At 67.3% G+C, this 23,793-nt stretch carries 25 protein-coding genes; 6 read left to right on the top strand and 19 right to left on the bottom strand.

The window, feature by feature from the left end:
- Positions 1 to 35: 35 nt before the first annotated feature.
- Positions 36 to 1,466, top strand: a complete 1,431-nt coding sequence (locus G6N32_RS09305; protein ID WP_115319349.1) for a protein adenylyltransferase SelO — start codon at positions 36 to 38, stop codon at positions 1,464 to 1,466.
- 4 nt (positions 1,467 to 1,470) lie between these two features.
- Here the strand turns inward: G6N32_RS09305 and G6N32_RS09300 are convergent, their stop codons facing one another.
- Together G6N32_RS09300 and G6N32_RS29245 are read right to left on the bottom strand one after the other, a co-directional pair.
- Positions 1,471 to 2,364 (bottom strand): tyrosine recombinase XerC, encoded by an 894-nt coding sequence (locus G6N32_RS09300; RefSeq protein ID WP_410432611.1) that lies wholly within the window; start codon positions 2,362 to 2,364, stop codon positions 1,471 to 1,473.
- A 296-nt stretch (positions 2,365 to 2,660) separates the two neighbouring features.
- Positions 2,661 to 2,984, bottom strand: coding sequence for a metal-sensitive transcriptional regulator (locus tag G6N32_RS29245; RefSeq protein WP_115319347.1), 324 nt, complete (start codon positions 2,982 to 2,984; stop codon positions 2,661 to 2,663).
- 92 nt (positions 2,985 to 3,076) lie between these two features.
- Here G6N32_RS29245 and G6N32_RS09290 point away from each other — a divergent pair, with 92 nt between their 5' ends.
- Positions 3,077 to 3,508, top strand: a complete 432-nt coding sequence (locus G6N32_RS09290) for an MmpS family transport accessory protein (protein WP_232077578.1) — start codon at positions 3,077 to 3,079, stop codon at positions 3,506 to 3,508.
- Positions 3,505 to 6,480, top strand: coding sequence for an MMPL/RND family transporter (locus G6N32_RS09285; RefSeq protein ID WP_115319345.1), 2,976 nt, complete (start codon positions 3,505 to 3,507; stop codon positions 6,478 to 6,480). Before G6N32_RS09290 ends, G6N32_RS09285 begins: the two co-directional genes overlap by 4 nt.
- Here the strand turns inward: G6N32_RS09285 and G6N32_RS09280 are convergent.
- The 4 genes from G6N32_RS09280 to G6N32_RS09265 form a co-directional block, all read right to left on the bottom strand.
- Positions 6,477 to 7,325, bottom strand: a complete 849-nt coding sequence (locus tag G6N32_RS09280; protein ID WP_115319344.1) for a siderophore-interacting protein — start codon at positions 7,323 to 7,325, stop codon at positions 6,477 to 6,479. The genes G6N32_RS09285 and G6N32_RS09280 overlap by 4 nt on opposite strands.
- Before the next feature lie 76 nt (positions 7,326 to 7,401).
- Positions 7,402 to 8,565 carry a DNA-processing protein DprA gene (gene dprA, locus G6N32_RS09275; RefSeq protein ID WP_410432609.1) on the bottom strand — a complete coding sequence of 388 codons (1,164 nt, stop codon included), beginning with the start codon at positions 8,563 to 8,565 and terminating at the stop codon, positions 7,402 to 7,404.
- On the bottom strand, positions 8,532 to 10,043 hold the full coding sequence (locus tag G6N32_RS09270) for a YifB family Mg chelatase-like AAA ATPase (RefSeq protein WP_115319342.1): 1,512 nt from the start codon (positions 10,041 to 10,043) through the stop codon (positions 8,532 to 8,534). The genes dprA and G6N32_RS09270 overlap by 34 nt, the downstream gene beginning before the upstream one ends.
- Complete coding sequence (locus G6N32_RS09265; protein WP_115319341.1) at positions 10,043 to 10,408, bottom strand: YraN family protein; 366 nt, start codon at positions 10,406 to 10,408, stop codon at positions 10,043 to 10,045. The genes G6N32_RS09270 and G6N32_RS09265 overlap by 1 nt, the downstream gene beginning before the upstream one ends.
- A 268-nt stretch (positions 10,409 to 10,676) precedes the next feature.
- Here G6N32_RS09265 and G6N32_RS09260 point away from each other — a divergent pair, with 268 nt between their 5' ends.
- Complete coding sequence (locus G6N32_RS09260; RefSeq protein ID WP_147292006.1) at positions 10,677 to 11,135, top strand: hypothetical protein; 459 nt, start codon at positions 10,677 to 10,679, stop codon at positions 11,133 to 11,135.
- Positions 11,136 to 11,167: 32 nt separating this feature from the next.
- Here the strand turns inward: G6N32_RS09260 and G6N32_RS09255 are convergent, their stop codons facing one another.
- The 3 genes from G6N32_RS09255 to G6N32_RS09245 form a co-directional block, all read right to left on the bottom strand.
- Positions 11,168 to 11,908 (bottom strand): HAD-IIA family hydrolase, encoded by a 741-nt coding sequence (locus G6N32_RS09255; protein WP_276047688.1) that lies wholly within the window; start codon positions 11,906 to 11,908, stop codon positions 11,168 to 11,170.
- Between the two features lie 110 nt (positions 11,909 to 12,018).
- Entirely contained in the window at positions 12,019 to 12,627 is a 609-nt protein-coding gene (locus tag G6N32_RS09250) for a hypothetical protein (protein ID WP_115319338.1), read from the bottom strand.
- A 123-nt stretch (positions 12,628 to 12,750) separates the two neighbouring features.
- The gene (locus G6N32_RS09245; RefSeq protein WP_115319337.1) at positions 12,751 to 13,971 is read right to left on the bottom strand and encodes an MFS transporter; all 1,221 of its coding nucleotides are present in this window, start codon (positions 13,969 to 13,971) and stop codon (positions 12,751 to 12,753) included.
- A 178-nt stretch (positions 13,972 to 14,149) separates the two neighbouring features.
- Here G6N32_RS09245 and G6N32_RS09240 point away from each other — a divergent pair, with 178 nt between their 5' ends.
- Positions 14,150 to 15,328 (top strand): ROK family protein, encoded by a 1,179-nt coding sequence (locus G6N32_RS09240; RefSeq protein WP_115319336.1) that lies wholly within the window; start codon positions 14,150 to 14,152, stop codon positions 15,326 to 15,328.
- A gap of 37 nt (positions 15,329 to 15,365) precedes the next feature.
- On the opposite strand, the gene G6N32_RS09235 is transcribed toward G6N32_RS09240, so the two are convergent.
- Genes G6N32_RS09235 through rplS form a run of 4 tightly spaced genes read right to left on the bottom strand, consistent with a single transcriptional unit; the run spans position 15,366 to position 17,665 of the window.
- Positions 15,366 to 15,671 (bottom strand): DUF2469 domain-containing protein, encoded by a 306-nt coding sequence (locus G6N32_RS09235; RefSeq protein WP_005148868.1) that lies wholly within the window; start codon positions 15,669 to 15,671, stop codon positions 15,366 to 15,368.
- Between the two features lie 47 nt (positions 15,672 to 15,718).
- A complete protein-coding gene (locus tag G6N32_RS09230; protein WP_115319335.1) occupies positions 15,719 to 16,432 on the bottom strand; it encodes a ribonuclease HII in 714 nt (237 codons plus the stop codon).
- A gap of 3 nt (positions 16,433 to 16,435) precedes the next feature.
- Positions 16,436 to 17,269 (bottom strand): signal peptidase I, encoded by an 834-nt coding sequence (gene lepB / locus G6N32_RS09225; protein WP_115319334.1) that lies wholly within the window; start codon positions 17,267 to 17,269, stop codon positions 16,436 to 16,438.
- A 54-nt stretch (positions 17,270 to 17,323) separates the two neighbouring features.
- The gene (gene rplS / locus G6N32_RS09220; protein WP_036339053.1) at positions 17,324 to 17,665 is read right to left on the bottom strand and encodes a 50S ribosomal protein L19; all 342 of its coding nucleotides are present in this window, start codon (positions 17,663 to 17,665) and stop codon (positions 17,324 to 17,326) included.
- Between the two features lie 311 nt (positions 17,666 to 17,976).
- Here rplS and G6N32_RS09215 point away from each other — a divergent pair, with 311 nt between their 5' ends.
- A complete protein-coding gene (locus G6N32_RS09215; RefSeq protein ID WP_115321035.1) occupies positions 17,977 to 18,909 on the top strand; it encodes a serine hydrolase in 933 nt (310 codons plus the stop codon).
- 13 nt (positions 18,910 to 18,922) lie between these two features.
- Here G6N32_RS09215 and G6N32_RS09210 read toward each other — a convergent pair whose 3' ends face one another.
- From G6N32_RS09210 to G6N32_RS09185, 6 genes are all read right to left on the bottom strand, one after another.
- The gene (locus G6N32_RS09210; protein ID WP_232077752.1) at positions 18,923 to 21,055 is read right to left on the bottom strand and encodes an MDR family MFS transporter; all 2,133 of its coding nucleotides are present in this window, start codon (positions 21,053 to 21,055) and stop codon (positions 18,923 to 18,925) included.
- Positions 21,056 to 21,204: 149 nt separating this feature from the next.
- Positions 21,205 to 21,909 (bottom strand): tRNA (guanosine(37)-N1)-methyltransferase TrmD, encoded by a 705-nt coding sequence (gene trmD / locus G6N32_RS09205; protein ID WP_115319332.1) that lies wholly within the window; start codon positions 21,907 to 21,909, stop codon positions 21,205 to 21,207.
- A gap of 11 nt (positions 21,910 to 21,920) precedes the next feature.
- Positions 21,921 to 22,451, bottom strand: a complete 531-nt coding sequence (gene rimM / locus G6N32_RS09200) for a ribosome maturation factor RimM (protein WP_115319331.1) — start codon at positions 22,449 to 22,451, stop codon at positions 21,921 to 21,923.
- Between the two features lie 5 nt (positions 22,452 to 22,456).
- The gene (locus G6N32_RS09195) at positions 22,457 to 22,699 is read right to left on the bottom strand and encodes an RNA-binding protein (RefSeq protein WP_005148848.1); all 243 of its coding nucleotides are present in this window, start codon (positions 22,697 to 22,699) and stop codon (positions 22,457 to 22,459) included.
- Positions 22,696 to 23,172, bottom strand: a complete 477-nt coding sequence (gene rpsP, locus G6N32_RS09190) for a 30S ribosomal protein S16 (RefSeq protein ID WP_115319330.1) — start codon at positions 23,170 to 23,172, stop codon at positions 22,696 to 22,698. Before rpsP ends, G6N32_RS09195 begins: the two co-directional genes overlap by 4 nt.
- Before the next feature lie 183 nt (positions 23,173 to 23,355).
- On the bottom strand, positions 23,356 to 23,772 hold the full coding sequence (locus G6N32_RS09185; protein WP_115319329.1) for a nuclear transport factor 2 family protein: 417 nt from the start codon (positions 23,770 to 23,772) through the stop codon (positions 23,356 to 23,358).
- Positions 23,773 to 23,793 lie beyond the last annotated feature (21 nt).

Here is a 23,793-nt window from a genome sequence, read left to right as displayed (position 1 = left end):
ACCGCGAGCAGCAATTCTCCGTAGGCTGGTCGTCAATGAGCATCGCGCCCGACACGACCGTCGTCCTCGGCCACCGATTCGCCGCCGAGCTGCCCGAGATCGCGCTGCGCTGGCAGGCCGAAGTTGCACCCGATCCACGGCTGCTCGTGCTCAACGAGCCGCTGGCCGCGGAGTTGGGAATGGATCCCGGGTGGCTGCGCAGCTCCGACGGCGTCGGTCTGCTGGTCGGGACCCGGCTGCCCGCGGACGCCGAGCCCGTCGCGCAGGGATATGCCGGACACCAGTTCGGCGGTTGGGTGCCGCGGCTCGGCGACGGTCGCGCATTGCTGCTCGGCGAGCTGGTCGATGCCGGCGGGCAGACCCGGGATCTTCATCTGAAGGGGTCGGGACGCACTCCGTTCGCCCGCGGCGGCGACGGCTTGGCGGCAATCGGTCCGATGCTGCGCGAATACCTGATCAGCGAGGCGATGCACGCACTGGGCATTCCGACCACCCGTTCGCTGTCGGTTGTGGCCACCGGGCGCGTCGTCCAGCGGGACACCCCACTGGAGGGTGCCGTGCTGGCCCGTGTCGCGTCGAGCCATCTGCGCGTCGGCACCTTCCAATATGTCGGTGCCGCAGGCCAACTCGAGGTGCTGCGGCGACTCGCCGACCATGCGATCAGCAGGCACTACCCGGGCGCCGCCGAAGCAGACAATCCGTATCTGGCGCTGCTCGACTCGGTGATCGCAGCTCAAGCCGACCTCGTCGCGCAGTGGATGCTGGTCGGGTTCGTCCACGGCGTGATGAACACCGACAACATGACGATCTCGGGTGAGACGATCGACTACGGGCCATGCGCGTTCATGGACGCCTTCGACCCCAAAACGGTGTTCAGTTCGATCGACTCGTGGGGCCGGTACGCCTATGGCAACCAGCCTTCGGTGGCCACCTGGAATCTGGCTCGCTTCGCCGAAGCGTTGCTCGGGCTGATCGCTGAGGATCAGGACCGCGCTGTCGAGCTGGCCACCGAGTCGCTTCAGCAGTTCGCGCCGCAGTACTCGGCAGCGTGGTTGGCGGGCATGCGCCGAAAGCTCGGACTGGGTCACGACGTTGAGGACGGAACCGCCGTGCAACTCACCGAGGATTTGGTGGAGCTACTCGACAGCGAGCGCGTCGACTACACCTCGTTCTTCCGCCGACTCGCCGACGGTGTCATCGCGCCGCCGTTCGAGGCGTGGGCGTCCCGGTGGCGCGGCCTGAGCCCGGACATCGATGCGATGCGCCGGGTCAATCCGGTGTACATCCCCCGCAACCACCTCGTCGAGGAGGCGCTGGCCGCCGCCACGGCGGGCGACCTGGAGCCGTTCACCCGGCTGCTGGTCGCGCTCAACTCGCCGTACGACGAGCGGGCAGGATTCGAGCGCTACGCCGAGCCCGCCCCGGAAGATTTCGGCCGCTGCTTCCAAACATTCTGCGGCACTTAGATTTTCAGGCGCGCGGATGCGCTTGGTCGTGCACGGCACGTAGGCGCGCCACCGTCACATGGGTGTAGAGCTGCGTGGTGGCCAACGTCGAGTGGCCCAAGATCTCCTGGACGATGCGCAAGTCGGCGCCGCCTTCGAGGAGATGGGTGGCCGCACTGTGCCGCAGGCCGTGCGGTCCGATGTCAGGCGCTCCGTCGACCGCCGACATCGTTTGGTGCACGACCGTGCGGGCCTGGCGGGGGTCGAGTCGCTTGCCGCGCGTCCCGAGTAACAACGCGGAACCGGAGTCGGTGGTGGCCAATTCGGGTCGGCCGTCGGTGAGCCAGGCGGTGAGCGCGGCCAGCGCCGGCGCCCCGAACGGGACCGTGCGTTGTTTGTTGCCCTTGCCCAGGACCCGCAGCACCCGCCGGCCGGTGTCGACGTCGTCGATGTCCAGACCGCACAACTCGCTGACGCGGATGCCGGTGGCGTAGAGCAGCTCGACGATCAGCCGGTCCCGGAGCGCAAGCGGGTCACCCTGCTCGGCGCCGAGGTCAGCGGCGGCCATGGCGGCCAACGCCTGATCCTGACGTAGTACCGCGGGCAGGGTGCGACGGGCCTTGGGCAGCTGGAGCCGAACCGCGGGGTCGTCCGCGAGCAGACCGCGCCGGGCGGCCCACGCGGTGAACGTCTTGACTGCCGAGGTGCGCCTGGCAAGGGTCGTTCGGGCCGCCCCGGCGGCGGATTGCGCGGCCAGCCAGGACCGCAGGACCGGTAGGCTCAGTCCGCCCAGCCCGGCGCCGGGGGCGCGCTCGTCGAGGAACGAGAACAGCGATTTCAGGTCGGTGAGGTAGGCCCGCTGGGTGTGCTCGGAGCGGGAACGCTCCAGCGCGAGGTACTCGGCGTAGTCGTCAAGGATCGCCGCGTAGTCACTCGGGTCCACTCCCCTACGTTCGCACCCCCGCACACCCGGGCGCGCGCGGACGCGCGGCGTGTCCCGCCGTCGTGACTATTCCGTTGCGTCAGGACCGCTTGAACGGGTTCCAGCGCGACCGCGGCGCTTCGCTCTCGGCGTGACCCGAGCACCACTGCCCGGCAGGCACGCCGCGACGTACTTCATCGACGTGCATGCCACAGCCCGACCACGTCGTCTTCCCGCACACCCGACAATTCACAGCTCGGCACATCGTGATCTCCTTTCCGGAAGAGCCGGCGTCAGGCCAGGCTCAAGAACAATTTCTCCAACTCGTCGATCGTCAACTTCTGGGCGCCTTCGCGCCCCGCGACGGCTGGGTCGATGCATTCACGCAGGCCGGTCGCGATGATCGTGAAACCCGCACGGTCCAAGGCCTTTGACACCGCTGCGAGCTGCGTGACGACATCCTTGCACCCGCGACCCTCTTCGATCATCCCGATCACACCGCCGAGTTGGCCGTGCACGCGGCGCAGCCGCGTCAGGGTTGCGGCGACGGCCGCATCACACTGCGGCTGCTGGTCATTCTCGACGTCGACGACATCGACTTTCTCGGTTCCCACCATTTCTGTATACCATACCCCCTATGGTATTACTAGATCGTCGTCGTCCACGGGCTGCGGCCTGAGTCGCGTCACACGAGAGGGAGATGCCGCCGATGGTTGGCTTGCTGAAACGGTTTTGGGTGGTGGCGATAGTGGCCGTCGCCCTGCTCGCCGCGGTCGGTGTGGTAGGCCGGCTCCGGACGTTCTTCGACTCCGACAAGCCCTATGTGGCTGCCGCGATGCCGGCAGACGCCATCAAGCCGATCAACACCAAGCGGGTGACCTATCAGATCGTCGGCCCCGCAGAGGCATCCGGGCGAATCAGCTACCTCGACGTCAACGGCAGAACGATAGAGGCGTCCTTCACCGAGTTGCCCTGGTCGGTGACGGTGAGCACCACCGACCCTGGCGTGCTGGCCAATGTGGTCGCCCAGGGTGACACCGATGCGCTGGGCTGCCGCATCCTGGTCGACGACAAACTCGTCGCCGAGAACTTCGCCAACGGCCGTGATGCGCAGGCTTTCTGTCTGGACAAAGCCGCATGAGCGCGCACGTCAAGAACAACCGCACCCGCATCCCTCGCACCATCCGGGCACTGGCCGTCCCCATCATCCTCGTCTGGGTGGCCGTCACCGCAGCCGTGAATCTGCTTGTCCCCCAGGTCGAGAAGGTCGGCATGGCCAACGCTGTGTCGATGTCACCGCAGGACGCGCCCGCGGTGATCGCCGCCAAGCGGATGGGGCAGAAATTCCAGGAGTCCAGTTCCGACAGCATCGCCATGGTGGTGCTCGTCGGCGACCAACCCCTGGGCGACGCGGCGCGCCGCTACTACGAGACCCTCGTCGAGAAGTTCAAGGCCGACTCCAAGCACGTCGAGCATGTTCAGGACTTCTGGGGCGACATGATCACCGCCGCGGGCGTCCAGAGCAGTGACGGCAAGGCCGCGTACGTCCAGCTGAACTTGGCCGGCGACCAGGGCAGCACCGAAGGCAACCACTCGGTGGACGCCGTGCGCACGATCATCGACCAAACCCCGCCTCCGGCAGGGCTACACGCCTATGTCACCGGGCCTGCGCCGTTGACCACGGATTCACTCGAGGCCAGTGACCGCGGCATGATCAAGATGACCGTGGTCACGATGATCGTCATCACGATCATGCTGGCCCTGGTGTACCGATCGGTGAGCACCGTGCTGCTCATACTGGCCATCGTCGGCATCGAGATGGGTGCCGCCCGCGGCGCGGTCGCGGTGATCGGCCACCTCGGAATCATGGACTTCTCGACGTTCTCGGTTCCACTGATGACAGCATTGTCGATCGCAGCGGGCACCGACTACGCCATCTTCCTGATCGGTCGATACCACGAAGCCCGACAGAACGGCGAGGATCCGGAATCGGCCTACTACAGCGCATTCCACGGCGTCGGCCACGTCATCCTCGGCTCCGGACTGACCATCGCGGGCGCGATGCTGACGTTGCGGCTGACCCGGCTGTCCTACTTCAATTCGCTGGCCTACCCGTCGGCCATGGCCCTGATCATCGTCGTCGCCGCCGCGCTGACCGTCGCCCCGGCCATCCTGGTCGTCGCCAGCCGATTCGGTCTGCTCGATCCCAAACGGATGATGAAGACCAGAGGGTGGCGCAAGGTCGGCACCGCAACAGTGCGCTGGCCCAAACCCATTCTCGCCGCGGCGACCAGCGTCGTACTGCTCGGCCTGCTGGCCATGATCGGCTACAAGACGAGCTATGACGACCGTCGCTACATTCCCTCAGACGTGCCGGCCAACGTCGGGTACGCAGCGGCCGAAAAACACTTCAGCACAGCGCGGCTCAACCCCGACATCATGACCATCGAGTCGGACCACGACATGCGCAACCCCACCGACATGATCGTGCTCGACCGAATTGCGAAGGCACTGTTCAGGATCAAAGGCATCGCGATGGTGCAGAGCATCACCCGGCCACTGGGCTCCCCCATCGCCCACAGCTCCATCCCGTACCAGATCAGCATGTCCTCCGTACCGATCACCCAGAACCTGCAGTTCTTGAAGCAGCGCGTCGGTGACATCAGCAAGATGAGTGACGACATGGGCGCAATGATCGGTTCGATGACACAGCTGCAGGCGCTGATGGTGAAGTTCTCCGACGCCATGCACACCACCGTCGGCTCGGGCAACGGCATGGTCGAGTCAGCGCACCGCAGCATCGCCGACATGGACACCATGAAGGCCACGCTGGACCAGATGCGGGACAACATCGCCAATTTCGACGACGAGGTGCGGCCGTTCCGCAACTACTTCTACTGGGAGCCAAACTGTTTCAACATCCCAGCCTGCTTTGCGGTGCGCTCGGCGTTCGACGCCATGGACGGCGTCAACACGTTCAGCGACAATATGGCTTCGCTGCAGACCGACATGACCGCGATGGTCGACGGCATGGACAAGATGGTCAACGGCATGGACAGCATCGACGCACTGGTGCCACAGATGGTGGCGCAGTTCGGCCCGATCATCGCGACCGCCACGACTATGCAGCACACCCTGCAGACCATCCACAGCAGTTTCGACGGGCTCATCCAGCAGATGCAGCAGATGACCGACACGGCCACCGCTATGGGTGAGGCGTTCGACGCATCCAAGAGTGACGACTACTTCTACCTGCCGCCGGAGGTGTTCGCCAACCCCGACTTCCAGAAGGGGCTCAAGCTGTTCCTCTCACCGGACGGCAAAGCGGCCCGGCTGATCGTGACCCACGACGTGAATCCCGCCTCGGAAGCCGGCATCTCGGTGGTCGACGATCAGCTGACGGCAGCACACGAGGCGATCAAGGGCACCGCGCTGGCCAACGCGGACGTCTACCTGACCGGCACCGCCGCCACCTACCGCGACGTGCAGGCCGGTGCCAAATACGACACGATGATCGCCGCGTTCGCCGCTCTGACACTGATCTTCATCGTGATGCTGATCATCACGCGTGCATTGGTGGCGTCGATGGTGATCGTCGGGACGGTGGTGATCTCGCTGGGTGCCGCGTTCGGCTTGTCGGTGTTCATCTTCGAACGGATCGTGGGCATCGAATTGAACTGGATCGTGCTGGCATTCGCGGTGATCATCCTGATGGCCGTCGGCAGCGACTACAACCTGCTGTTGGTGTCGCGGTTCAAGGAGGAGATCGGCGCGGGTATCAACACTGGCATCATCCGGTCGATGGGCAGTACCGGCACGGTGGTGACCGCCGCCGGACTCGTGTTCGCGTTCACCATGGGTTCGATGATCTCCGGCGACCTGCTCAACGTCGGTCAGGGCGGGATGACGATCGGGATCGGCCTGCTGCTCGACACGTTGATCGTGAGGTCCCTGATGACACCGTCGATCGCCGCCATCCTCGGGCCCTGGTTCTGGTGGCCGCTGCGGGTGCGCCAACGGCCGGCCTACAGCGAGCGGATGCGCGCCGTCCCGGCCGAGCGGGCTGTCACGTCCGGAACCGGAGATGACACCGAGGTGCTTGCCCCGGCTTAGCCCTCCCCGGCTTCGGCCTCGGCGAGTTCGCGCTTCCACTGCTTGAACGTCTCTTCGGTGCGGCCGCGCCGCCAATAGCCGGAGATGGAGGCCCACTTGGCGTCGACGCCGCGCTCCTTGCGGATGTAGGGCCGCAGGTTGTGCATGACGGCTTGGGCTTCACCGTGGATGAAGACCTGGACCTGGCCCGGAAGCCACAGGGTGGTGGTGACGGCCTCGATCAGCGGTGCGTTGTCGCCGGCCCGCTCATCGCCGACGAGATCGGCGCGACCGCCGCGGTAGATCCAGTTGATGGCCACGGATTCCGGCGCAATGAGCTCGACTTCATCTTCAGGTCCGGCAACCTCGATGAAGGCCTTGCCAACAGCGTTGGGCGGCAACGCTTCCAGGGCCGCGCTGATGGCGGGAAGCCCTGCCTCGTCGCCGGCGAACAGATGCCAGTCGGCGGCCGGGTCCGGCGCGTACGCCCCGCCGGGCCCCATCAGATAGATGGTGTCGCCGGGCTTGGCGGCCGCCGCCCATGGTCCGGCGACGCCGTGCTCACCGTGGACCACGAAGTCGACAGTGATCTGACGAGCCTGCGGGTCGACGCGGCGCACCGTGTAGGTGCGCACGGTGGGCTGCTGTTCGGGCGGGAAGTCCGTGAAGCTGTCCAGCGTCAGTGGATGCGGCAGCGAGGAGACGTCGATGTCGTCACGGACGAAGACGAACTTGACGTAGGAGTCGGTGAACTCGCCGGGTGTGAACGTGTCGAACCCGGTGCCACCGAGGACGACGCGCACCATGTGCGGCGCCAGCTGCTCGGTACTGACAACCTGAAATGTGTGTAGTGGTCGACCCGCCACATCGCCTCCCGACGAAAATCGATAGCCAACCGGCTCGACTATACGTTTCGAGCGTGTGTTCCGGCCGTCTACATCGTCAGGCCGGCCTGCGTGCGAGCCGCCAGCAGCCGTCCTCACGGCGGACAAGTCCGGCGATCTCCAGCATCGCCAGCGGACCGAGCACCGCGGTCGGCGCCAGGCCGGACGCCACCGCGATCTCGTCGGCGCTGCGCACACCGCGGGCCGGCAGCGCCTCGTACACCTGCTTCTCAGGGTCACTCAGGCCGTCGAGCGGGCCAACCGGTCGCGGCTCCTCGTCGGCGAATTCACCGGCCCGACCGACCAATTCGACAATCTCTTCGGCTCGTGTCACCAGCTCGGCGCCACCCCGCAGCAACGTGTGGCAGCCCATCGACGACGCCGAGGTCACCGGCCCGGGCACCGCACACACCACCCGGCCGAGTGCCCGTGCCCACGCGGCGGTGTTCGCCGCCCCGCTGCGGACACCGGCCTCCACCACGACGGTGGCCGTAGCCAGCGCCGCCACCAGCCGATTACGGGTGAGGAAGCGGTGCCGCGCGGGCCGCACGCCCGGCGGGTACTCCGTGAGTAGCAGGCCGGAATTGCCGATCCGGTGCAGCAGCGACGAATGGCCGGCCGGATACAGCACGTCGATGCCACCGGCCAGCACCGCCACCGTCTGGCCCTCACCCGCCAGCACGGCTCGGTGCGCCACGCCGTCGATGCCGTACGCGCCGCCGGATACCACCGCGACGTCCTGCTCGGCCAATCCCGCGGCCAGGTCGGCGGCGACGTGTTCGCCGTACCCCGACGCCGCCCGCGTACCCACGATGGCCGCAGCCCGCTCCGCGACCTCGTCGAGCCGGGCCGGGCCGATCGCCCACAGCGCGATCGGTGCTCGACCGTGCGGCCTTTCCCGCACCGCAGATCCACCGAAGGCCGCGAACGCCAGGGTCGGCCATTCGTCGTCGTCGGGCGTGATCAGGCGGCCTCCGCGCCGCCGCAGCAGAGCCAGGTCTGCCTCAGCTGCATTGATGTCACGCCGAGCGGCCGTCCGCTTCCGCAACGCATCGCTCACCTCGCCCGCGGCGACCCGGTGGGCGGTGTCCACCGGGCCGACATCGCCCACCAACGTGGCGATCTCGTCGCAGGGCGGTTCGGCGACCCTGGACAGATATGCCCATGCCAGCGTTCTGGCCGCGTCCGTCACGGCTTTGCCCCTCCCTGGCGGAAGCTCAATGCCACCGCCACGTCATCGATGTTCGGTGCAGTGCGTCCGGCCAGATCCGCCAAGGTCCACGCGACCCGCAGTGAGCGGTCCACGCCCCGGATACTCAGCACCCCGCGTTCGAGGGCGGTCTTCAGCGGCGCCATGGCGGTGGCGTCGAGCCGGAACTTGCGGCGCAGCACCGACCCGGTGACCTCGGCGTTGGTGGTGAACCCGTACCGCCGCCACCGCTGCGCGGCCGCCGCGCGCGCCTGTGCCACCCGATCACGCACGGCGACAGTGGGTTCCGCGGCATCGGGGGCGAAGGCACCGGCACGCACCATGTGCATCTCGACCCGCAGGTCCACTCGATCCATCAACGGCCCGGACAGCTTGCCGAGATAGCGGCGTTTCTCCACTGACGTGCAGATACAGTCTTTCGGGTCGGTTTGCGCGCAGGCGCACGGGTTGGCCGCCATCACGAGCTGAAACCGCGCGGGGTAGCACGCCACCCCATCACGGCGCGCAAGCCGAATTTCACCGTCTTCCAACGGTGTTCGCAAAGACTCGAGCACGCTGACCCGAATCTCGGCACATTCGTCGAGGAAGAGCACTCCACGATGTGCGCGACTGACCGCACCGGGCCGCGCGATGCCCGAGCCGCCGCCGACCAGGGCGGCCACACTCGACGAGTGATGCGGGGCGATGAACGGCGGCCGGGTGATCAGCGGGGTGGTCTCGGACAGCATTCCGACCACCGAATGGATCGCCGTCACCTCCAGCGCCTCACGTTCGGTGAGTTCGGGTAGCAACCCGGGAAGGCGTTGGGCCAGCATGGTTTTCCCCACGCCGGGCGGTCCGGTGAGCATCAGGTGGTGCGCACCGGCGGCAGCCACCTCGACGGCGAACCTGGCGTGCGCCTGGCCCACCACATCAGCCAGGTCGGCAACCGAATCAGTGTGCGGCGCCGGTGTGGCCACGCGATCGGCGAGGGCGGCCTTTCCCGTCAACCAGCCTTGCAGCTGCCGCAACGTCTGGGCGCCAAGCACTTCGATACCGTCGACCAGGCTCGCTTCAGCGAGATTGGCGACCGGCACCACCACAGTGGGCCAGCCTTGTCGCTTGGCCGCCAAGACGGCCGGGAGGACGCCGCGCACCGACCGGATCCGGCCGTCGAGCGCCAGTTCGCCCAGCAGCACCGTCTTCTCCAGCCGATCCCACGGCTTCTTATGGCTTGCCGACAGCACCGCGGCGGCGATCGCGATGTCGTACAGCGACCCGGCTTTGGCCAACGTCGCCGGCGAGAGCGCCAACGTCAGTCGCGACATCGGCCACTCGTTGCCGCAGTTGGTGATTGCCGCGCGCACCCGATCTCGGGACTCGCGCAGCGCAGCGTCGGGCAGCCCCACCAGGTACACCCCGGGGAGCCCAGCGGTGATGTCGGCCTCGATCTCGACGATCTCGCCGTCGAGGCCCCGTACCGCGACCGAGTAGGCGCGCCCCAGCGCCATCAGCCGACTCCACGCAGGTGGGTGATCTCCGGTGTGCGCTGCCGACCGATGCGCACCCCGATGACGTCGATGCGGACCGCGGACCAACTCAGGTCTTGGCTGGCCAGCCAGATCCCCACGAGTCGTCGGATCCGCCGCACCTTGGCCGGGGTGACCGCGTACTCGACCCCGCCGAACCCGTCACCGGTGCGGGTTTTCACCTCCACGAACACGACCGTGCCGTCAGACGCGGCCGCGATCACGTCGAGTTCGCCGTAGCGGCAGCGCCAATTGCGAACCATGATTCGCCAACCCAGCGACTCCAGATGCTCGACCGCCAGCTGCTCCCCCAGCGCACCGAGCTGGTTGCGGCTCATCGTCGTCATGGGTGCAGCGTCGGTGATTCGACCGACAGGCGCAGACCGCCGAGATCCGAATCACCGCGAAACGGACCGACCTATCCCCAGATCCGCGCTCATCCACAGGCTGTCCCGTCGCTGCGTTCGAGCGTGTGCGGGCTCGAGGGCGCGGTTGGTCTGGAACCGGAGTTGCATCAGTAGCCCGATGCCACGGTTGCTTTCGGGAGGCCTGTCGGCGGGCAGCCTCGGGTAAGCGCGTTCGCGACCGCTCACCGCTGTCCGTAGACTCCGGCGCATGGTGCGCATCGTGTCGGCCTTGCTTGCGGGTGTCGCACCTCTGGTGCTCATATCGTGCAGTCATCCCGAAGCCGCAGAGCCGGCACCGAGCCCGATGGCCGCCTCGAGCTCAGCCGCGGCGCCGCCTCCCGTCGGGCCGGCCTTTGGGCAGTCCTGTCACCTCGCGCCCGTGCGCGACCTGCTGGAGTGGCACCGCTCGGTTCACCCACCCGGACCGGACGGCTCCACGGGACAGCCGCCGTCGGCCGTGAAGTTCGGTGACGTCAACCTGGTGGGTTGCAAGAGTTCGCTCGACGGATGGGTTGAACGGCACTCGGACAGCGCGGCCGACACCGCTGCCGGGTTCCGGGACTGCAGCGAAATCGCCTGGGCTGACGACAATCCCGGTTACGACGTCCATGCATTGCCGGCGCCGCGCCTCAAACACGTTCTCTTGCAAGCGGGCAACGACTGCTGATCAGACCGCCACGGGACACCGCAGCCGGCGGCTCAGATCAGCTCGATCGCCTCGGCGATCGAGGGCAACACCCGCGCCGGGCGGAACGGGTAGCGCTCGATGTCCTCGACCGTCGTCGAACCCGTGAGCACCAGAATCGTTTCCAGCCCCGCTTCGATTCCGGCCACCACGTCGGTGTCCATCCGGTCGCCGACCATCACCGTGCTCTCCGAATGCGCCTCGATCCGGTTCAGCGCGCTGCGGAACATCATCGGGTTGGGCTTGCCCACGAAGTAGGGTTCGCGCCCGGTGGCCTTGGTGATCATCGCGGCCACCGACCCCGTGGCCGGCATCGGTCCTTCGGCCGACGGCCCGGTCACGTCGGGGTTGGTGGCGATGAAGCGGGCACCCTGGCCGATCAGCCGGACTGCCTTGGTGATCGCCTCGAAGGAGTAAGTGCGCGTCTCGCCGAGCACCACGAAGTCCGGATCGGTATCGGTCAGTGTGTAGCCCGCCTCGTGCAGAGCGGTGGTCAGTCCTGCCTCGCCGATGACGTACGCCGATCCGCCGGGCAGTTGATCGTTCAGGAAAGCCGCGGTGGCCATGGCCGAGGTCCAGATGGCCTCTTCCGGCACATCCAGTCCCGAACGCGCCAGCCGCGCCGCCAGGTCACGCGGTGTGTAGATCGAGTTGTTGGTCAGCACCAGGAATCGCCGCCGCTTGTCGATCAGGCACGCCAAGAACTCGGCGGCCCCGGGCAACGCATGCTCCTCGCGCACCAGCACACCGTCCATATCGGTAAGCCAGCATTCCGGTGTCGTTCGCACGGTCCTCCCTTCGGGGACGTCCTCCACATCAGTGTTACCCGATAAGGCGTCGCCAACCCCACGTTCGAGCAAGGCGGTCATGACGCGATATCCGCAGCAGCCCGACGCTGCACCACCCGGCCGACGCTGGTGCACGCCTGCGTGAACGTCGCCACCGGTGTCGCCCGAAGGTGCTCGTCATCCATAGCGGGCGGAACACCATGGCTACCAGAGGATTCCGAGCCGTAGAGCACGCTCCACCCCACTGAGCCGTTGTCATCGGAATGAGCGACCACCAGGGCGTCTCGCGTCGACATCTGGTCCAGCAGTGTTTCGAGCACATAGTCGGGTTCGGCCAGCACGACGACGGGCTCGGCGCCCAGCGCGGCCAGTCGCGCCACTTCCTCGTGCAGTCCGGTCTGCTCCGTCAGCAGGATCTGCAGCAGCATCCGATCACTTGACGTATCCCGATGCACTGCACCGACTCTGGTCCGCACCCACATGCCGCCGACCAGTCCCTCGATGTGCTCGACGATCGGGGGCAGCTCGCGGCGGTCCACGTGCAGCCGCTCGCACAGGCACATCCGGTAGGACGCACGGGCCTCGGCCAGCGTGTTGGCTCCGCCGGCGCAGCCGCTGGGCACACCGCGGAAGGCCAGCTGAGGCTGGTGGTCGGGGTCGTGGCGAAATATCACATGCTCAGCCATCAGCGTGCCTCCCGGCGGTGGCCCGCTGCCCTACGACGATCGTCACCCGTTGCCGCGCAGGCAGATACAGGTCTACGCACATCGGTGCCCGCCGTCTCAGGAGGAATGCCAGCATCGCGCGGATCACGAGGACACCGCCGCAGATCGACGCTGCAGAGCGACCGAGACGCTCAACACCACCAGGCCGACGACCGCCAGCGCCGCACCCGCGGCAGCCGGTGCGGTGTAGCCATACCCCGCTGCGATCACCAGCCCGCCGATCCACGCCCCCGACGCGTTGGCGATGTTCAAGGCCGAATGATTCAGCGCGGCGGCCAGCGTCTGCGCCTCGGCGGCGACATCCATCAGCCGGGTTTGCAGCGCGGGCGCGATCGCCGCTCCGCTGGCACCGATGCCGAACAGCAGCAGCATTGCCGTGAACGGGTTGTGCGCGCCGGCCACGAAAGCCGCGAGCACCACCGCAAGCGCCGTCATCGACACATACAGTCCGCGGATCACCGAGCGGTCGGCCATCCGGCCGCCGGCCAGGTTGCCGACCACCATGCCGGCCCCGAAAACCATCAACCCCAACGGAACCCACGAGCGGGAGACTCCGGTGACGTCGGTCAGCGTTGTTGCGATGTAGGTGTAGACGGCGAACATGCCGCCGAAGCCGACCATGCCGATCGCCAGCGCCAACCAGACCTGCGGGCGTCGCAGCGCGCCCAGCTCGGCCCGGGGGCTGGTGCTGCTGGTCGCAGCCAAGTCCGGGAGCCACATCCAGATCGCAGCCAACGTCACCAGCCCGATGCCGACGACGAGCGCGAAAGCACTTCGCCAGCCGAGCAACTGGCCGAGCCAGGACGCCAGCGGCACTCCGATCACGGTCGCCACGGTCAGGCCGGTCATCACCTGCGCGACCGCCTTGGCCCGGCGCTCCGGCCCGAGCAATTGCGCAGCCACCAGTGCCGAGACACCGAAGAATGCGCCATGCGGAAGGCCCGCGAGGAAGCGGGCGGCGATCAGGACTCCATAGCTGGGCGCCAGCACGGTCAGCACGTTGCCGAGGGCGAACAATGCCATCAGGGTCATCAGCACGACCTTGCGATTGAATTTCGCGGTCAGCGCGGCGATCACGGGCGCACCGACCACGACGCCGAGCGCGTAAGCGGAGATGATGTGGCCCGCGGTCGGTTCAGAGATCCGCAGGCCGCCGGCGATCTCGGGCAGCAGGCCCATCGCGACGAATTCGTTGGTGCCGATGCCGAAGGCGCCGAGCGCCAGGGCAAGAATGCCCAGCCCGGTCCTGGTCGGGCAGAGCGCGGGAGACGCCGCCGGTGCGGCGGGTCGGAGCGTGAGGGTCACGGGTGCTATCGACTTTCTGTGCGGTGGCGGATGCTGCCGCGGTGCAGCGCTCGGTCCCTGTCCCCCGACCCTACCGCCACTTAAACCACACAACCAACCGACTTTTGTCTAAATCTGGCCAAAGTGACGGGTGTCTCCATTGCTTTGCCTGACCGATTGATCTTGGTTCAATGGAAAGATGCCGGTAACCACGCGTTCCGCTGCCCCTGCCACAACGGGGGATGTTTTCGCGCTGATACGCACCGGCACGGCCACCACTCGAACCGACGTCCGGGAGTTGACCGGGCTGTCCAGGACGGCTGTCGGCAGTCGCATCGCGGCTCTGTCCCGCCGCGGGCTGGTCTCCGAGGGCGAGGAGGGACCGTCGACCGGTGGTCGCCCTCCGGCGCTGGTGCGGTTCAACGCCGAAGCCGGTGTGGTCCTGTCGGCGGCCGTCGGCCGCAGCCGCACCCGGCTCGCGGTGTGCAACCTGGCCGGCGACATTCACGCCCTGGCCGATATGGACTCCGAGATCCGCATCGGCCCCGACGATCTGATGCCCGACTTGGTCAAGCGCCTCGAAGTACTGCTCGACGAGAGCGGTAGACCCGCTGCCGACGTGCTCGGCGTCGGGGTGTCGCTACCCGGCACGGTCGACCAGCAGCGCGGCTGCAGCCTGGCGTCCCCGGTGATGAGCGGTTGGGACGGCGTTCCGCTGGAGCCGTACTTTCGGAAGCTGACGGCGGCGCCGATCTCGCTCGACAACGACACCAACGTCCAAGCCCTCTCGGAGCTCCGCGGGCCCCTGAGAAGTCACGACGATCTGCTGCTGATCAAGGCGTCCACCGGGCTCGGCGCGGGGATCGTGTGCGGCGGTGTGCTCCAGCGCGGCGCTGTGGGCGCGGCCGGCGAGTTCGGCCACAACAAGACCGTCGCGGCGGCGGGCATACCGTGCCGTTGCGGCGACACCGGCTGCTTGGAGGCGATCGCCGGTGGCTGGGCATTGGTGCGCACACTGCAGGAGCAGGGCAGGCCGGTCCACCACATCCGCGACGTCGTCGAACTGGCCAACCACGGCGACGGCGAGGCGCGCCGGCTACTGCGCGAAAGTGGCCGTCACGTCGGGGAGGTGATCGCCGCCGCGGTGAACCTGCTCAACCCCGAGGTTCTCGTCGTCGGCGGCGACATGTCGGGCGCGTACGACGTCTTCGTCGCCGGGTTACGAGAAACGTTGTACGGCAACGCAACTGCACTGGCCACCCGACACCTTCAGGTCGTCCCGTCGACGTATGGCGACCGGGCAGGCAATATCGGCAGCGCGATGCTGGTCTTGGAGAAGATCCTGTCCCCCAGCGCCATCGACGCATCGCTGCGCTGACGAGAGTCCGTGCAGTCCGTGCAGCGCCGACCCCGACCTACTCGGGCAGTCGCAGCTCGGGCTTCTCGACCTCTTCGATGTTGACGTCCTTGAACGTGATCACCCGAACCTGCTTGACGAACCGTGCCGGGCGGTACATGTCCCACACCCACGCGTCGGAAAGTCGCAGCTCGAAGTAGACCTCACCATCGGTGTTGCGCGGCACCAGTTCCACGCTGTTGGCCAGGTAGAAGCGGCGCTCGGTCTCCACGACGTAGCTGAACTGCCCCACGATGTCCTTGTATTCGCGGTACAGCGAGAGCTCCATCTCGGTCTCGTATTTTTCGAGATCTTCGGCACTCATCGGTTCAGCTGTCCTCTTTGTCTTGTCGTGGTGCTATCCATCTTGACTCACACCTGATCGTCGCGCTGCGGTGGTGGGCACTCCATCACCATCTCGGTACCCCCGGCGCGTGCCACCCGCCGGACATTGATGTAGGAAAACCGGTGCTGTCGGCAGGGACCGAGATCGGTCAGCGCCGCACTGTGCGCCGGCGTGCTGTACCCCTTGTGGTCGGCGAAACCGTAGCCCGGGTGTTCATTGTCCATCGCCACCATCAGCCGATCTCGGCTGACCTTCGCCAGCACACTGGCCGCGGCGATACAGGCCGCCGCGGCGTCCCCGCCGATCACCGGGAGCGACGGCATCGGCAGCCCCGGCACCCGGAACCCGTCGGACAGCACATAGCCCGGCCGTACCGACAGCCCCGCCACCGCGCGCCGCATCCCTTCGATGTTGGCCACGTGCACGCCTCGACGGTCGACCTCGGGAGCCGGGATGAACACCACGTGATACGCCAGCGCGTACCGCTTGATGATCGGGAAGAGCCGCTCCCGTTCGGCGTGATTGAGCTTCTTGGAGTCATCGAGCGCCGAGAGGCTCTCCATCCGATTGGGCCCCAGCACACAGGCCGCCACCACGAGCGGACCCGCACACGCGCCGCGGCCGACTTCGTCCACTCCCGCCACCGGGCCCAGACCGCTTCTATACAAAGCGGATTCGAGGGTCCGCAGTCCTGACGATTTGCGGATCACCGTCCTCGGCGGCCACGTCATCGCCGGCACGGATCAGCCCTGCTGCGGGTCGAACGAGGACACACCACCCCAGCGCGACGGCGGCCACGCGATGAACCGCGCCTTGCCGATGACGTTGCTCACCGGAACGGTGCCGGCCATCGGATCACCCGTGCACAGAATGCCCTTCTGGGCGTCGGCGGGTGTGCTGGTGCAGTGGGCGCGCGAATCCGCCGAATGCGTGCGGTTGTCGCCCATCACCCACAACCGGCCCTCGGGCACCTTGACCGGGCCGAACTCATTGCCCAGGCATGGGTAGACGGCCGGGTCGGCCATCATGGTCTGCGCATTGAGGTAGGGCTCGGTGAGGGGTTTGCCGTCAACGGTCAATCCGCTGTCGGCGCGGCATTCGACCGTCTGGCCTCCGGTGGCGATGACGCGCTTGACCAAGTCGTTCTCGTCGGGTGGCACGAATCCGACCACCGACAAGGCGTTCTCGATGTAGCGGACGGCGGTGTTGGTGGACCGGATGGATTTGTAGCCGACGTTCCAGTTGGGCGGGCCCTTGAAGACGATGACGTCACCGGGGCGGGGATCGCCGAACCGATACGTGACCTTGTCGACCATGATCCGGTCGCCCACGCAGCCCGCGCAGCCGTGCAGCGTGGGTTCCATCGATTCCGACGGAATCAGGTACGGACGCGCGATGAACGTCAGCATCACGTAGTACAGGACTATGGCGATGGCAACGAGGATCGCGCCTTCGCGCAACGCCGATTTCTTCTTTTCCCCGGTCTCGGGGGCAGCGTCGGCGGGGTTGTAGTCCGCCCCGTCCGTCGCGGTGAGGTTGTCCGGAGTGGAGTCGTTCGAGCCCGTGTTGTCGGTCACGTCGTCAGCGTAGTCAGACCGGCTGACCGGTCAGTGCCTCGAACACGTCGAAGCTCAGCGCTTTTCCTTGATCTTGGCCTTCTTGCCCCGCAGCTCGCGCAGGTAGTACAGCTTGGCGCGACGCACGTCACCGCGGGTCAGCACCTCGATGTGGTCGATGTTGGGCGAATGCACCGGGAAGGTGCGCTCGACACCCACTCCGTAGCTTTCCTTGCGCACGGTGAAGGTCTCGCGGATGCCACCGCCCGAACGACGGAGTACGACGCCCTTGAAGACCTGAACGCGCTGCTTGTTGCCCTCGATGACCTTCACGTGGACATTGATGGTGTCCCCGGGGCTGAAGGTCGGGATGTCGTCGCGCAGCGACGCCTGGTCGACGAAGTCCAGCGTGTTCATCGGTGACACTTCCTTGCGGTTCGCGGCGCAGCCACCTGCCTGCGCGGAAAGCGCTGGCGATCGCCGGGCCGATGGATTCGGGCACGTGATGTTTGGCGCAGCAGGCGGAAAAGTCCCAGCCCGCGCGGCAACTGCTCAATTGTGCCAGATGCACCGCGAGCAATGAAATCGCGCGACCCGCCGAGGCACCGCTGATCTGTCGACCAACTAACTGCGCGGTGTAGAAAAGGTACCGTTAACCTGGACTAAGGTCGGGCGGCAACGCGGCACCCCGGATCTCAGCGTTGCACCGGCCCCCCGAGGAGATGGACATGCGACGGCATCTGTCGATGCTGGTCACCGGCACCGCGGCGGCAGTGATCGGCGTTTTGGTAGCCGCTTCGTCCGCTCAGGTAAATGCCGGCCCGAGCGACGGAGCGGCCCGCCCGGTGAACCTGCTGTCCACTGATCCGAATGTCGTCGCCCAGGCTCCCGCCCTCGGTCCGCTGCCCGACGCCCCGCCGGACGCCTCGACCAATCTGGATGTGCGCGCCAAGGAAGCGGCCTCGGAGGCCGCGCAGGACGGCGCCGACATCAGTTTCACCCTGCTCGACCGCACCACCGGACGGATCCTCAGAGGCGGTGATGACGCGCCGTTCCCGGTCGCGTCGGTGAGCAAGCTGTTCATCGCCGACGACCTGCTGCTGCAGGTCGCCAAGGGCCAGCGCCAGCTCACCCCGGCAGAGCAGCAGTCCTTCGACGTCATGCTGCGGTCGTCCGACGACAGCGCCGCCGAAGTGTTCTGGGGCGAGGGCGGCGGCAGCGCGATCATCAGCAGGGTCACCGCGCGATACGGACTCACCTCAACCAGCGCGCCCTACGACGGCAACTGGTGGAACACCATGAGCACCACCGCCGATCTGGTGCGCTACTACGACATGCTGCTCGACGGTGCGGGCGGACTGCCTGCCTCGCAGGCCTCGGTCATCCTCGGCGACCTGTCGGCGTCGACCCCCACCGGTGCCGACGGCTACCCGCAGCGCTTCGGCATCCCCGACGGGCTGTTCGCCGAACCCGTTGCGGTCAAACAAGGTTGGATGTGCTGCTGGAACGGCGGCAATTGGCTGCACATGTCCACCGGAGTGATCGGACCGGACCGGCGTTTCGTGCTGGCCATGGCCTCATTGCAGCCGGTCGACGACGCGACCGCACGGAACACGATGACCCAAGCGGTCAAGACGATGTTCCCCGACGGACGGATCTGATCCCCCACCGCTGTCAGCGACGCGGCGGTCCCGGCGGCGGCTGCGGGGGCTGACGGAATTCGGCGCGAGCCCGGAAGGGCCGGGTCGGCTCATTGCCCACGGTCGCGTTGCCCACGGTCGCGGCCACGGCGGCGTTGTTCGCCATCGGGCTGGCGAGCCGCGTCGTCGGCGCCGTCGGGCTGGCGGCGCGTCGGGGACCGAGCACCAGCGGACGGGTGGCCTGAGCGCTCTCGTCGTCGTTCTGTTCCAGCACTCTGCGGGCGATCCGCTCGATCGCGCCCTGCACCTGCATGCGGTCGGGCCGGCCTTCGAAGGCGGGCGACCGGGTGAGGGTGTCGGTGATCCAGCCCGCGAGCATGTTGCGAGCATGGTTCACCTCCGCGGCGCCGGCCGGGGTGAGCCACAGCTGATCGCCGCTGCGCTGGGCGTAGCCGTTGGCCACCAGCCGGTCGAACGTCGGCTCCAGGATCTCGACCGGGACCCGGTGGTGGGCGGCGACGGCGCTCAGATCCGCCGTGCCTGCCACCTGCGCGTGCCGGTAGATCCGCAACGCGGCCCACATCAGCGGAACGTCGAGACGAGTGCCGCCCGCGCGTGCCAGGGCAGGCAGGTGCTGGCCGCGGCTCTCGCGCAGCAATCGGCTGACAGCCACTTCCAGCACCTTCTCGGCTGGTTCGGTGGTCGGCATACCGAAGCCCTCGCCGAGGTCGGTGCTGCCGGTGGCGGCCGCGTCGCGCAGCGGCACCTGTTTGAGGAACAACGCCAGAACGAACCCGACGATCGCCACCGGCGCCGCGAACAGGAACACCTTGCTCAGCGAGTCGGCGTAAGCGTCGACGATCGGGGCAGCCGCTGCGGGCGAGAGCTTGTGCAGCGCCTGCGGTGACTGCGCGACCTCGGGCGAGGCACCGCTGGTGGCCAAGGCCGCCGGCAGCCGGTCGGCCAGGAAGTTACTGAACAGCGAGCCGAAGATCGCGGCGCCGAACGAACTGCCGATGGTGCGGAAGAAGGTGACTCCCGAGGTGGCCACACCCAGGTCGGTGAAGTCGACGGTGTTCTGCACGGTCAGGATCAGCACCTGCATGCTCAGCCCGATCCCGGCGCCGAGGACCAGCAGGTCCAGCGATTGCACGAGCGTCGAGGTGTGCGCATCCATCAGCGACAGCAGGATGAACCCGACCGCCATGGTCGCGGTGCCCACAATCGGGAAGATCTTGTAGCGCCCGGTGCGTCCGACGATCACACCAGAGGTCAGCGACGTGGCCAGCAGACCGGCAACCATCGGCAGGGTGTGCAGGCCGGACACGGTGGCAGACACCCCGTCGACGAACTGCATGTAGGTCGGCAGGAACGTCAGCGCCCCGAGCATCGCGAATCCCACGACGAACGACAGCACGCAGCACACCGTGAACACCGGGTCGGCGAACAGCCGGATCGGCAGAATCGGTTCGGCCGCCCGCATTTCGACGAACACGAAGGCAACCAGGATCGCCACCGAGCCGACGAACAGTCCGATGATCGTCGGCGAACCCCACGGATACGTGGTGCCACCCCAGCTGGTGGCCAGGGTCAGACCGGCCGCGCCGAGACCCACCAGCACGATGCCGGGATAGTCGATGACCGGTCGGGAGGTCCGGCCCAGCGCCGGAATCGCCACCGCCGCCACCGCGAGCACCACCACCGCGACCGGCACGTTGACCCAGAACGCCCACCGCCACCCGAGGTGGTCGGTGAACAGGCCGCCCAACAGCGGGCCCACAACGGTGGTGACGCCGAACACCGCGCCCAGCGCGCCCTGGTAGCGGCCGCGTTCGCGTAGCGGGATCACTTCGCCGATGACCGCGACCGCGGTCACGGTGATCGCGCCGCCGCCGATGCCCTGCAGCGCGCGAGAGGCGACCAGCATCGACATCGACCCGGCCAGGCCGCACAGCACCGAGCCGGCCAGGAAGAACAGCACGGCGGCCTGGAAAACCGGTTTGCGGCCGAAGGTGTCGCCGAGCTTGCCGACGACCGCGGTCACGATCGTCGACGCCAGCAGGTAACTGGTGACGACCCACGACTGGTGGCCGGCTCCGCCGAGGTCGGCGACGACGGTGGGCAGTGCGGTCGCGACGATGGTCTGGTCGAGCGCGGCCAGCAGCATGCCGAGCACCACAGCGAGGAAGACGAAGTTGCGCTGCCGGCCCGTCACCTGCGCGGCCGCCGGTGCTGGCGGAGCGCCGCTGGATGGACGTGTCACGCTGTCCTCAATACCCCTCCGCGACCGTGGCTAAGCTGCGCCGCGCCGTGCTCTCAGTCACCGATCCCCGAGCCACCGAGCAGGTCCGGCCTGCGCTCGCGCGTCCGCTGCAGTGCCTGCTCGCGACGCCATGCCGCCACTTTGGCGTGGTCTCCGGAAAGCAGTACGTCCGGGACGGGCAGCCCGCGCCAGGTGGGCGGACGCGTGTAGCTCGGACCTTCGAGCAGTCCGTCCTTTTCCGGCGAGTGCGAATCATCCTGGTGCGAGCGCGGATTGCCCATCACGTTGGGTAGCAACCGGACCACCGCCTCGATCATCACCAGCGCCGCGACCTCACCACCGGCCAGCACGTAGTCCCCGATCGAGACCTCCTCGACCCGCATCCGCCGCCGTGCGTCCTCGGCGACCCGCTGGTCGATGCCTTCATAACGGCCGCAGGCGAAAACCAGATGCCGCTGTGCCGTCCAGGCTTGGGCGTCGTTCTGGGTGAACAGCCGTCCTGCCGGCGTCGGGATCACGAGAACGGTGTCCTCGGTACAGATCTCGTCGAGCGCCTCACCCCAGACCGGGGCTTTCATCACCATGCCGGGGCCGCCGCCGTACGGGGCGTCGTCCACCGAGTGGTGGACATCGTGGGTCCAGCGACGCAGATCGTGCACGGCGAAGTCCACGATGCCGGACTCGATGGCCTTGCCGGGCAACGACTGTCGTACCGGGTCGAGATACTCGGGGAAGATCGAGATGACGTCAACCTTCATTGCTGCGCATCTCAGTCCAAGCCGTCCAGATCCAAAAGCCCTTCGGGAGGATCGATTTCGACGATCCCGTCGGCCAGCGACACCGACACCACGATCGCTCCGACGAACGGCACCAGGACTTCGGTACCGTCGGCTCCGCGCACCGCCAGCAGTTCCGCGCCTGCGGTGTGCAGCACCTCGGCGATCGAGCCGACGACGCGGCCGTCCACGGTCCGTACCGTCAGCCCTTCGAGCTGATGGTCGTAGAACTCGTCGGGATCATCGATGGGAGGCAGTTCCGCGGAGTCGACGACGAACAGGTGGCCGCGCAATGCGTCGGCGGCAGTGCGGTCGGAGACCCCGCGCAGCCGTACCAGCAGACGCCCGCCGTGCGGCCGGGCCGACTCGACGACGACGTCTTGGCCGCCGTCACCGCGAGATGGCCGCAGCCGCAACCGGTTTCCGACCGCGAACCGCTCTTCGGGGTCATCGGTGCGGACGTCGACCACCAGTTCCCCGGTGATGCCGTGAGCCTTGGCCACCCGCCCGGCGACGAGTTCCATGGTCGCTACTGGTCGGTGTCCACCACGTCGACGCGGATCCCTCGGCCACCGATACCGGCGACCAGGGTGCGCAACGCAGTCGCGGTGCGACCGCCGCGGCCGATCACCTTGCCGAGGTCCTCGGGGTGGACGTGAACCTCAACCGTGCGTCCCCGCCGGTTGGTGACCATGTCGACGCGGACGTCGTCGGGATTGTCGACGATCCCGCGGACCAGATGCTCCACGGCGTCGACGACGACCGAACTCATTCTGCGGCGGTCTCAGTGGACTCGGCAGCCTCGGCGGCCGGCTCAGCGGCGGGCTCGGCCTCGGCGGCGTCAGCCTTCTTGGCCGGGGCCTTCTTCTTCTTGGCCTGGGTGGCCTCGCCACCCGGCGCGCCGTCGGCCTCGGCCAGGGCGGCGTTGAACAGGTCCAGCTTGCTGGGCTTGGGCTCCTTGACCTTCAGCGTGCCCTCGGCACCGGGCAGGCCCTTGAACTTCTGCCAGTCGCCGGTGATCTTCAGCAGGTTGAGAACCGGCTCGGTGGGCTGGGCGCCGACCGACAGCCAGTACTGAGCGCGCTCGGAGTCGATCTCGATCAGGCTCGGCTCTTCCTTGGGGTGGTAGCGGCCGATGACCTCGATCGAGCGGCCGTCGCGGCGGGTGCGCGCGTCGGCGACAGCGATGCGGTACTGGGGGTTGCGGATCTTGCCAAGCCGGGTGAGCTTGATCTTGACAGCCATGAACTAACTCCTGTGGGTATCACGCTGCAATTCAGCGATGCCGGCGGATTGCCGGATCCGGTTTTGCCTCGCGTGCGTGACCAGCCGGCGGCCCATCCATAACGGAAGCCGCGGTCGGACAGCCACCGATTGTGCCAGACGGCCCTGGTCAGGTGTTAATCGCGCGACCTGACGCAGGCCGGATCAGACGACCTTCTGGATGCACTTCTGCTCGACGCGCCGCGTCATCCGCCAGCCGTCGGGGGTACGCACGAACGCGTCGTCATACCAGAGCCCGCAGAACATGATCTGGCCGTCGTCGCCGAGCGCCATCGGGTTGAACAGGATGGTCCGCGAGGTCGCGGTGTCGCCGTCGAGGCGGATGTCGAAGTTCCCGAGCATGTGGAAGTAGGCCGGGAAATTCGGCAACACCTCGGCCAGCCACGCCTTGACCTCGGGGAAGGCGCCCGCGATCCCGCCCAGTTCGGTGTAGTCGATGTGGGCGTCCGGGGTGAATACGCGATCGAGGTCGTCGAAGCGGCGGCTGTCGATCGCCGTCGAGTAGTCGACCAGCAGCTGCTGGATCTCCATCCGATCCGACATCTCTTCAAGGCTCAGCATGCGCGTGATTCAACACCTGAT

The organism is Mycolicibacterium aichiense, from assembly GCF_010726245.1.
Classification (GTDB): Bacteria; Actinomycetota; Actinomycetes; order Mycobacteriales; family Mycobacteriaceae; genus Mycobacterium; species Mycobacterium aichiense.
This window is presented reverse-complemented; position numbering and strand designations above follow the sequence as displayed.

Excerpts from the sequence above, each read along its gene's own strand:
- G6N32_RS09305 (WP_115319349.1), top strand. The coding sequence starts at position 36 with ATGAGCATCGCGCCCGACACGACCGTCGTCCTCGGCCACCGATTCGCC.
- G6N32_RS29245 (WP_115319347.1), bottom strand. The coding sequence starts at position 2,984 with ATGGTGGGAACCGAGAAAGTCGATGTCGTCGACGTCGAGAATGACCAG.
- G6N32_RS09290 (WP_232077578.1), top strand. The coding sequence starts at position 3,077 with ATGGTTGGCTTGCTGAAACGGTTTTGGGTGGTGGCGATAGTGGCCGTC.
- G6N32_RS09285 (WP_115319345.1), top strand. The coding sequence starts at position 3,505 with ATGAGCGCGCACGTCAAGAACAACCGCACCCGCATCCCTCGCACCATC.
- G6N32_RS09270 (WP_115319342.1), bottom strand. The coding sequence starts at position 10,043 with ATGGCGCTGGGGCGCGCCTACTCGGTCGCGGTACGGGGCCTCGACGGC.
- G6N32_RS09265 (WP_115319341.1), bottom strand. The coding sequence starts at position 10,408 with ATGACGACGATGAGCCGCAACCAGCTCGGTGCGCTGGGGGAGCAGCTG.
- G6N32_RS09260 (WP_147292006.1), top strand. The coding sequence starts at position 10,677 with ATGGTGCGCATCGTGTCGGCCTTGCTTGCGGGTGTCGCACCTCTGGTG.
- G6N32_RS09255 (WP_276047688.1), bottom strand. The coding sequence starts at position 11,908 with ATGGACGGTGTGCTGGTGCGCGAGGAGCATGCGTTGCCCGGGGCCGCC.
- G6N32_RS09250 (WP_115319338.1), bottom strand. The coding sequence starts at position 12,627 with ATGGCTGAGCATGTGATATTTCGCCACGACCCCGACCACCAGCCTCAG.
- G6N32_RS09240 (WP_115319336.1), top strand. The coding sequence starts at position 14,150 with ATGCCGGTAACCACGCGTTCCGCTGCCCCTGCCACAACGGGGGATGTT.
- G6N32_RS09235 (WP_005148868.1), bottom strand. The coding sequence starts at position 15,671 with ATGAGTGCCGAAGATCTCGAAAAATACGAGACCGAGATGGAGCTCTCG.
- rplS (WP_036339053.1), bottom strand. The coding sequence starts at position 17,665 with ATGAACACGCTGGACTTCGTCGACCAGGCGTCGCTGCGCGACGACATC.
- G6N32_RS09215 (WP_115321035.1), top strand. The coding sequence starts at position 17,977 with ATGCGACGGCATCTGTCGATGCTGGTCACCGGCACCGCGGCGGCAGTG.
- G6N32_RS09210 (WP_232077752.1), bottom strand. The coding sequence starts at position 21,055 with ATGCTGCTGGCCGCGCTCGACCAGACCATCGTCGCGACCGCACTGCCC.
- trmD (WP_115319332.1), bottom strand. The coding sequence starts at position 21,909 with ATGAAGGTTGACGTCATCTCGATCTTCCCCGAGTATCTCGACCCGGTA.
- rimM (WP_115319331.1), bottom strand. The coding sequence starts at position 22,451 with ATGGAACTCGTCGCCGGGCGGGTGGCCAAGGCTCACGGCATCACCGGG.
- G6N32_RS09195 (WP_005148848.1), bottom strand. The coding sequence starts at position 22,699 with ATGAGTTCGGTCGTCGTCGACGCCGTGGAGCATCTGGTCCGCGGGATC.
- rpsP (WP_115319330.1), bottom strand. The coding sequence starts at position 23,172 with ATGGCTGTCAAGATCAAGCTCACCCGGCTTGGCAAGATCCGCAACCCC.
- G6N32_RS09185 (WP_115319329.1), bottom strand. The coding sequence starts at position 23,772 with ATGCTGAGCCTTGAAGAGATGTCGGATCGGATGGAGATCCAGCAGCTG.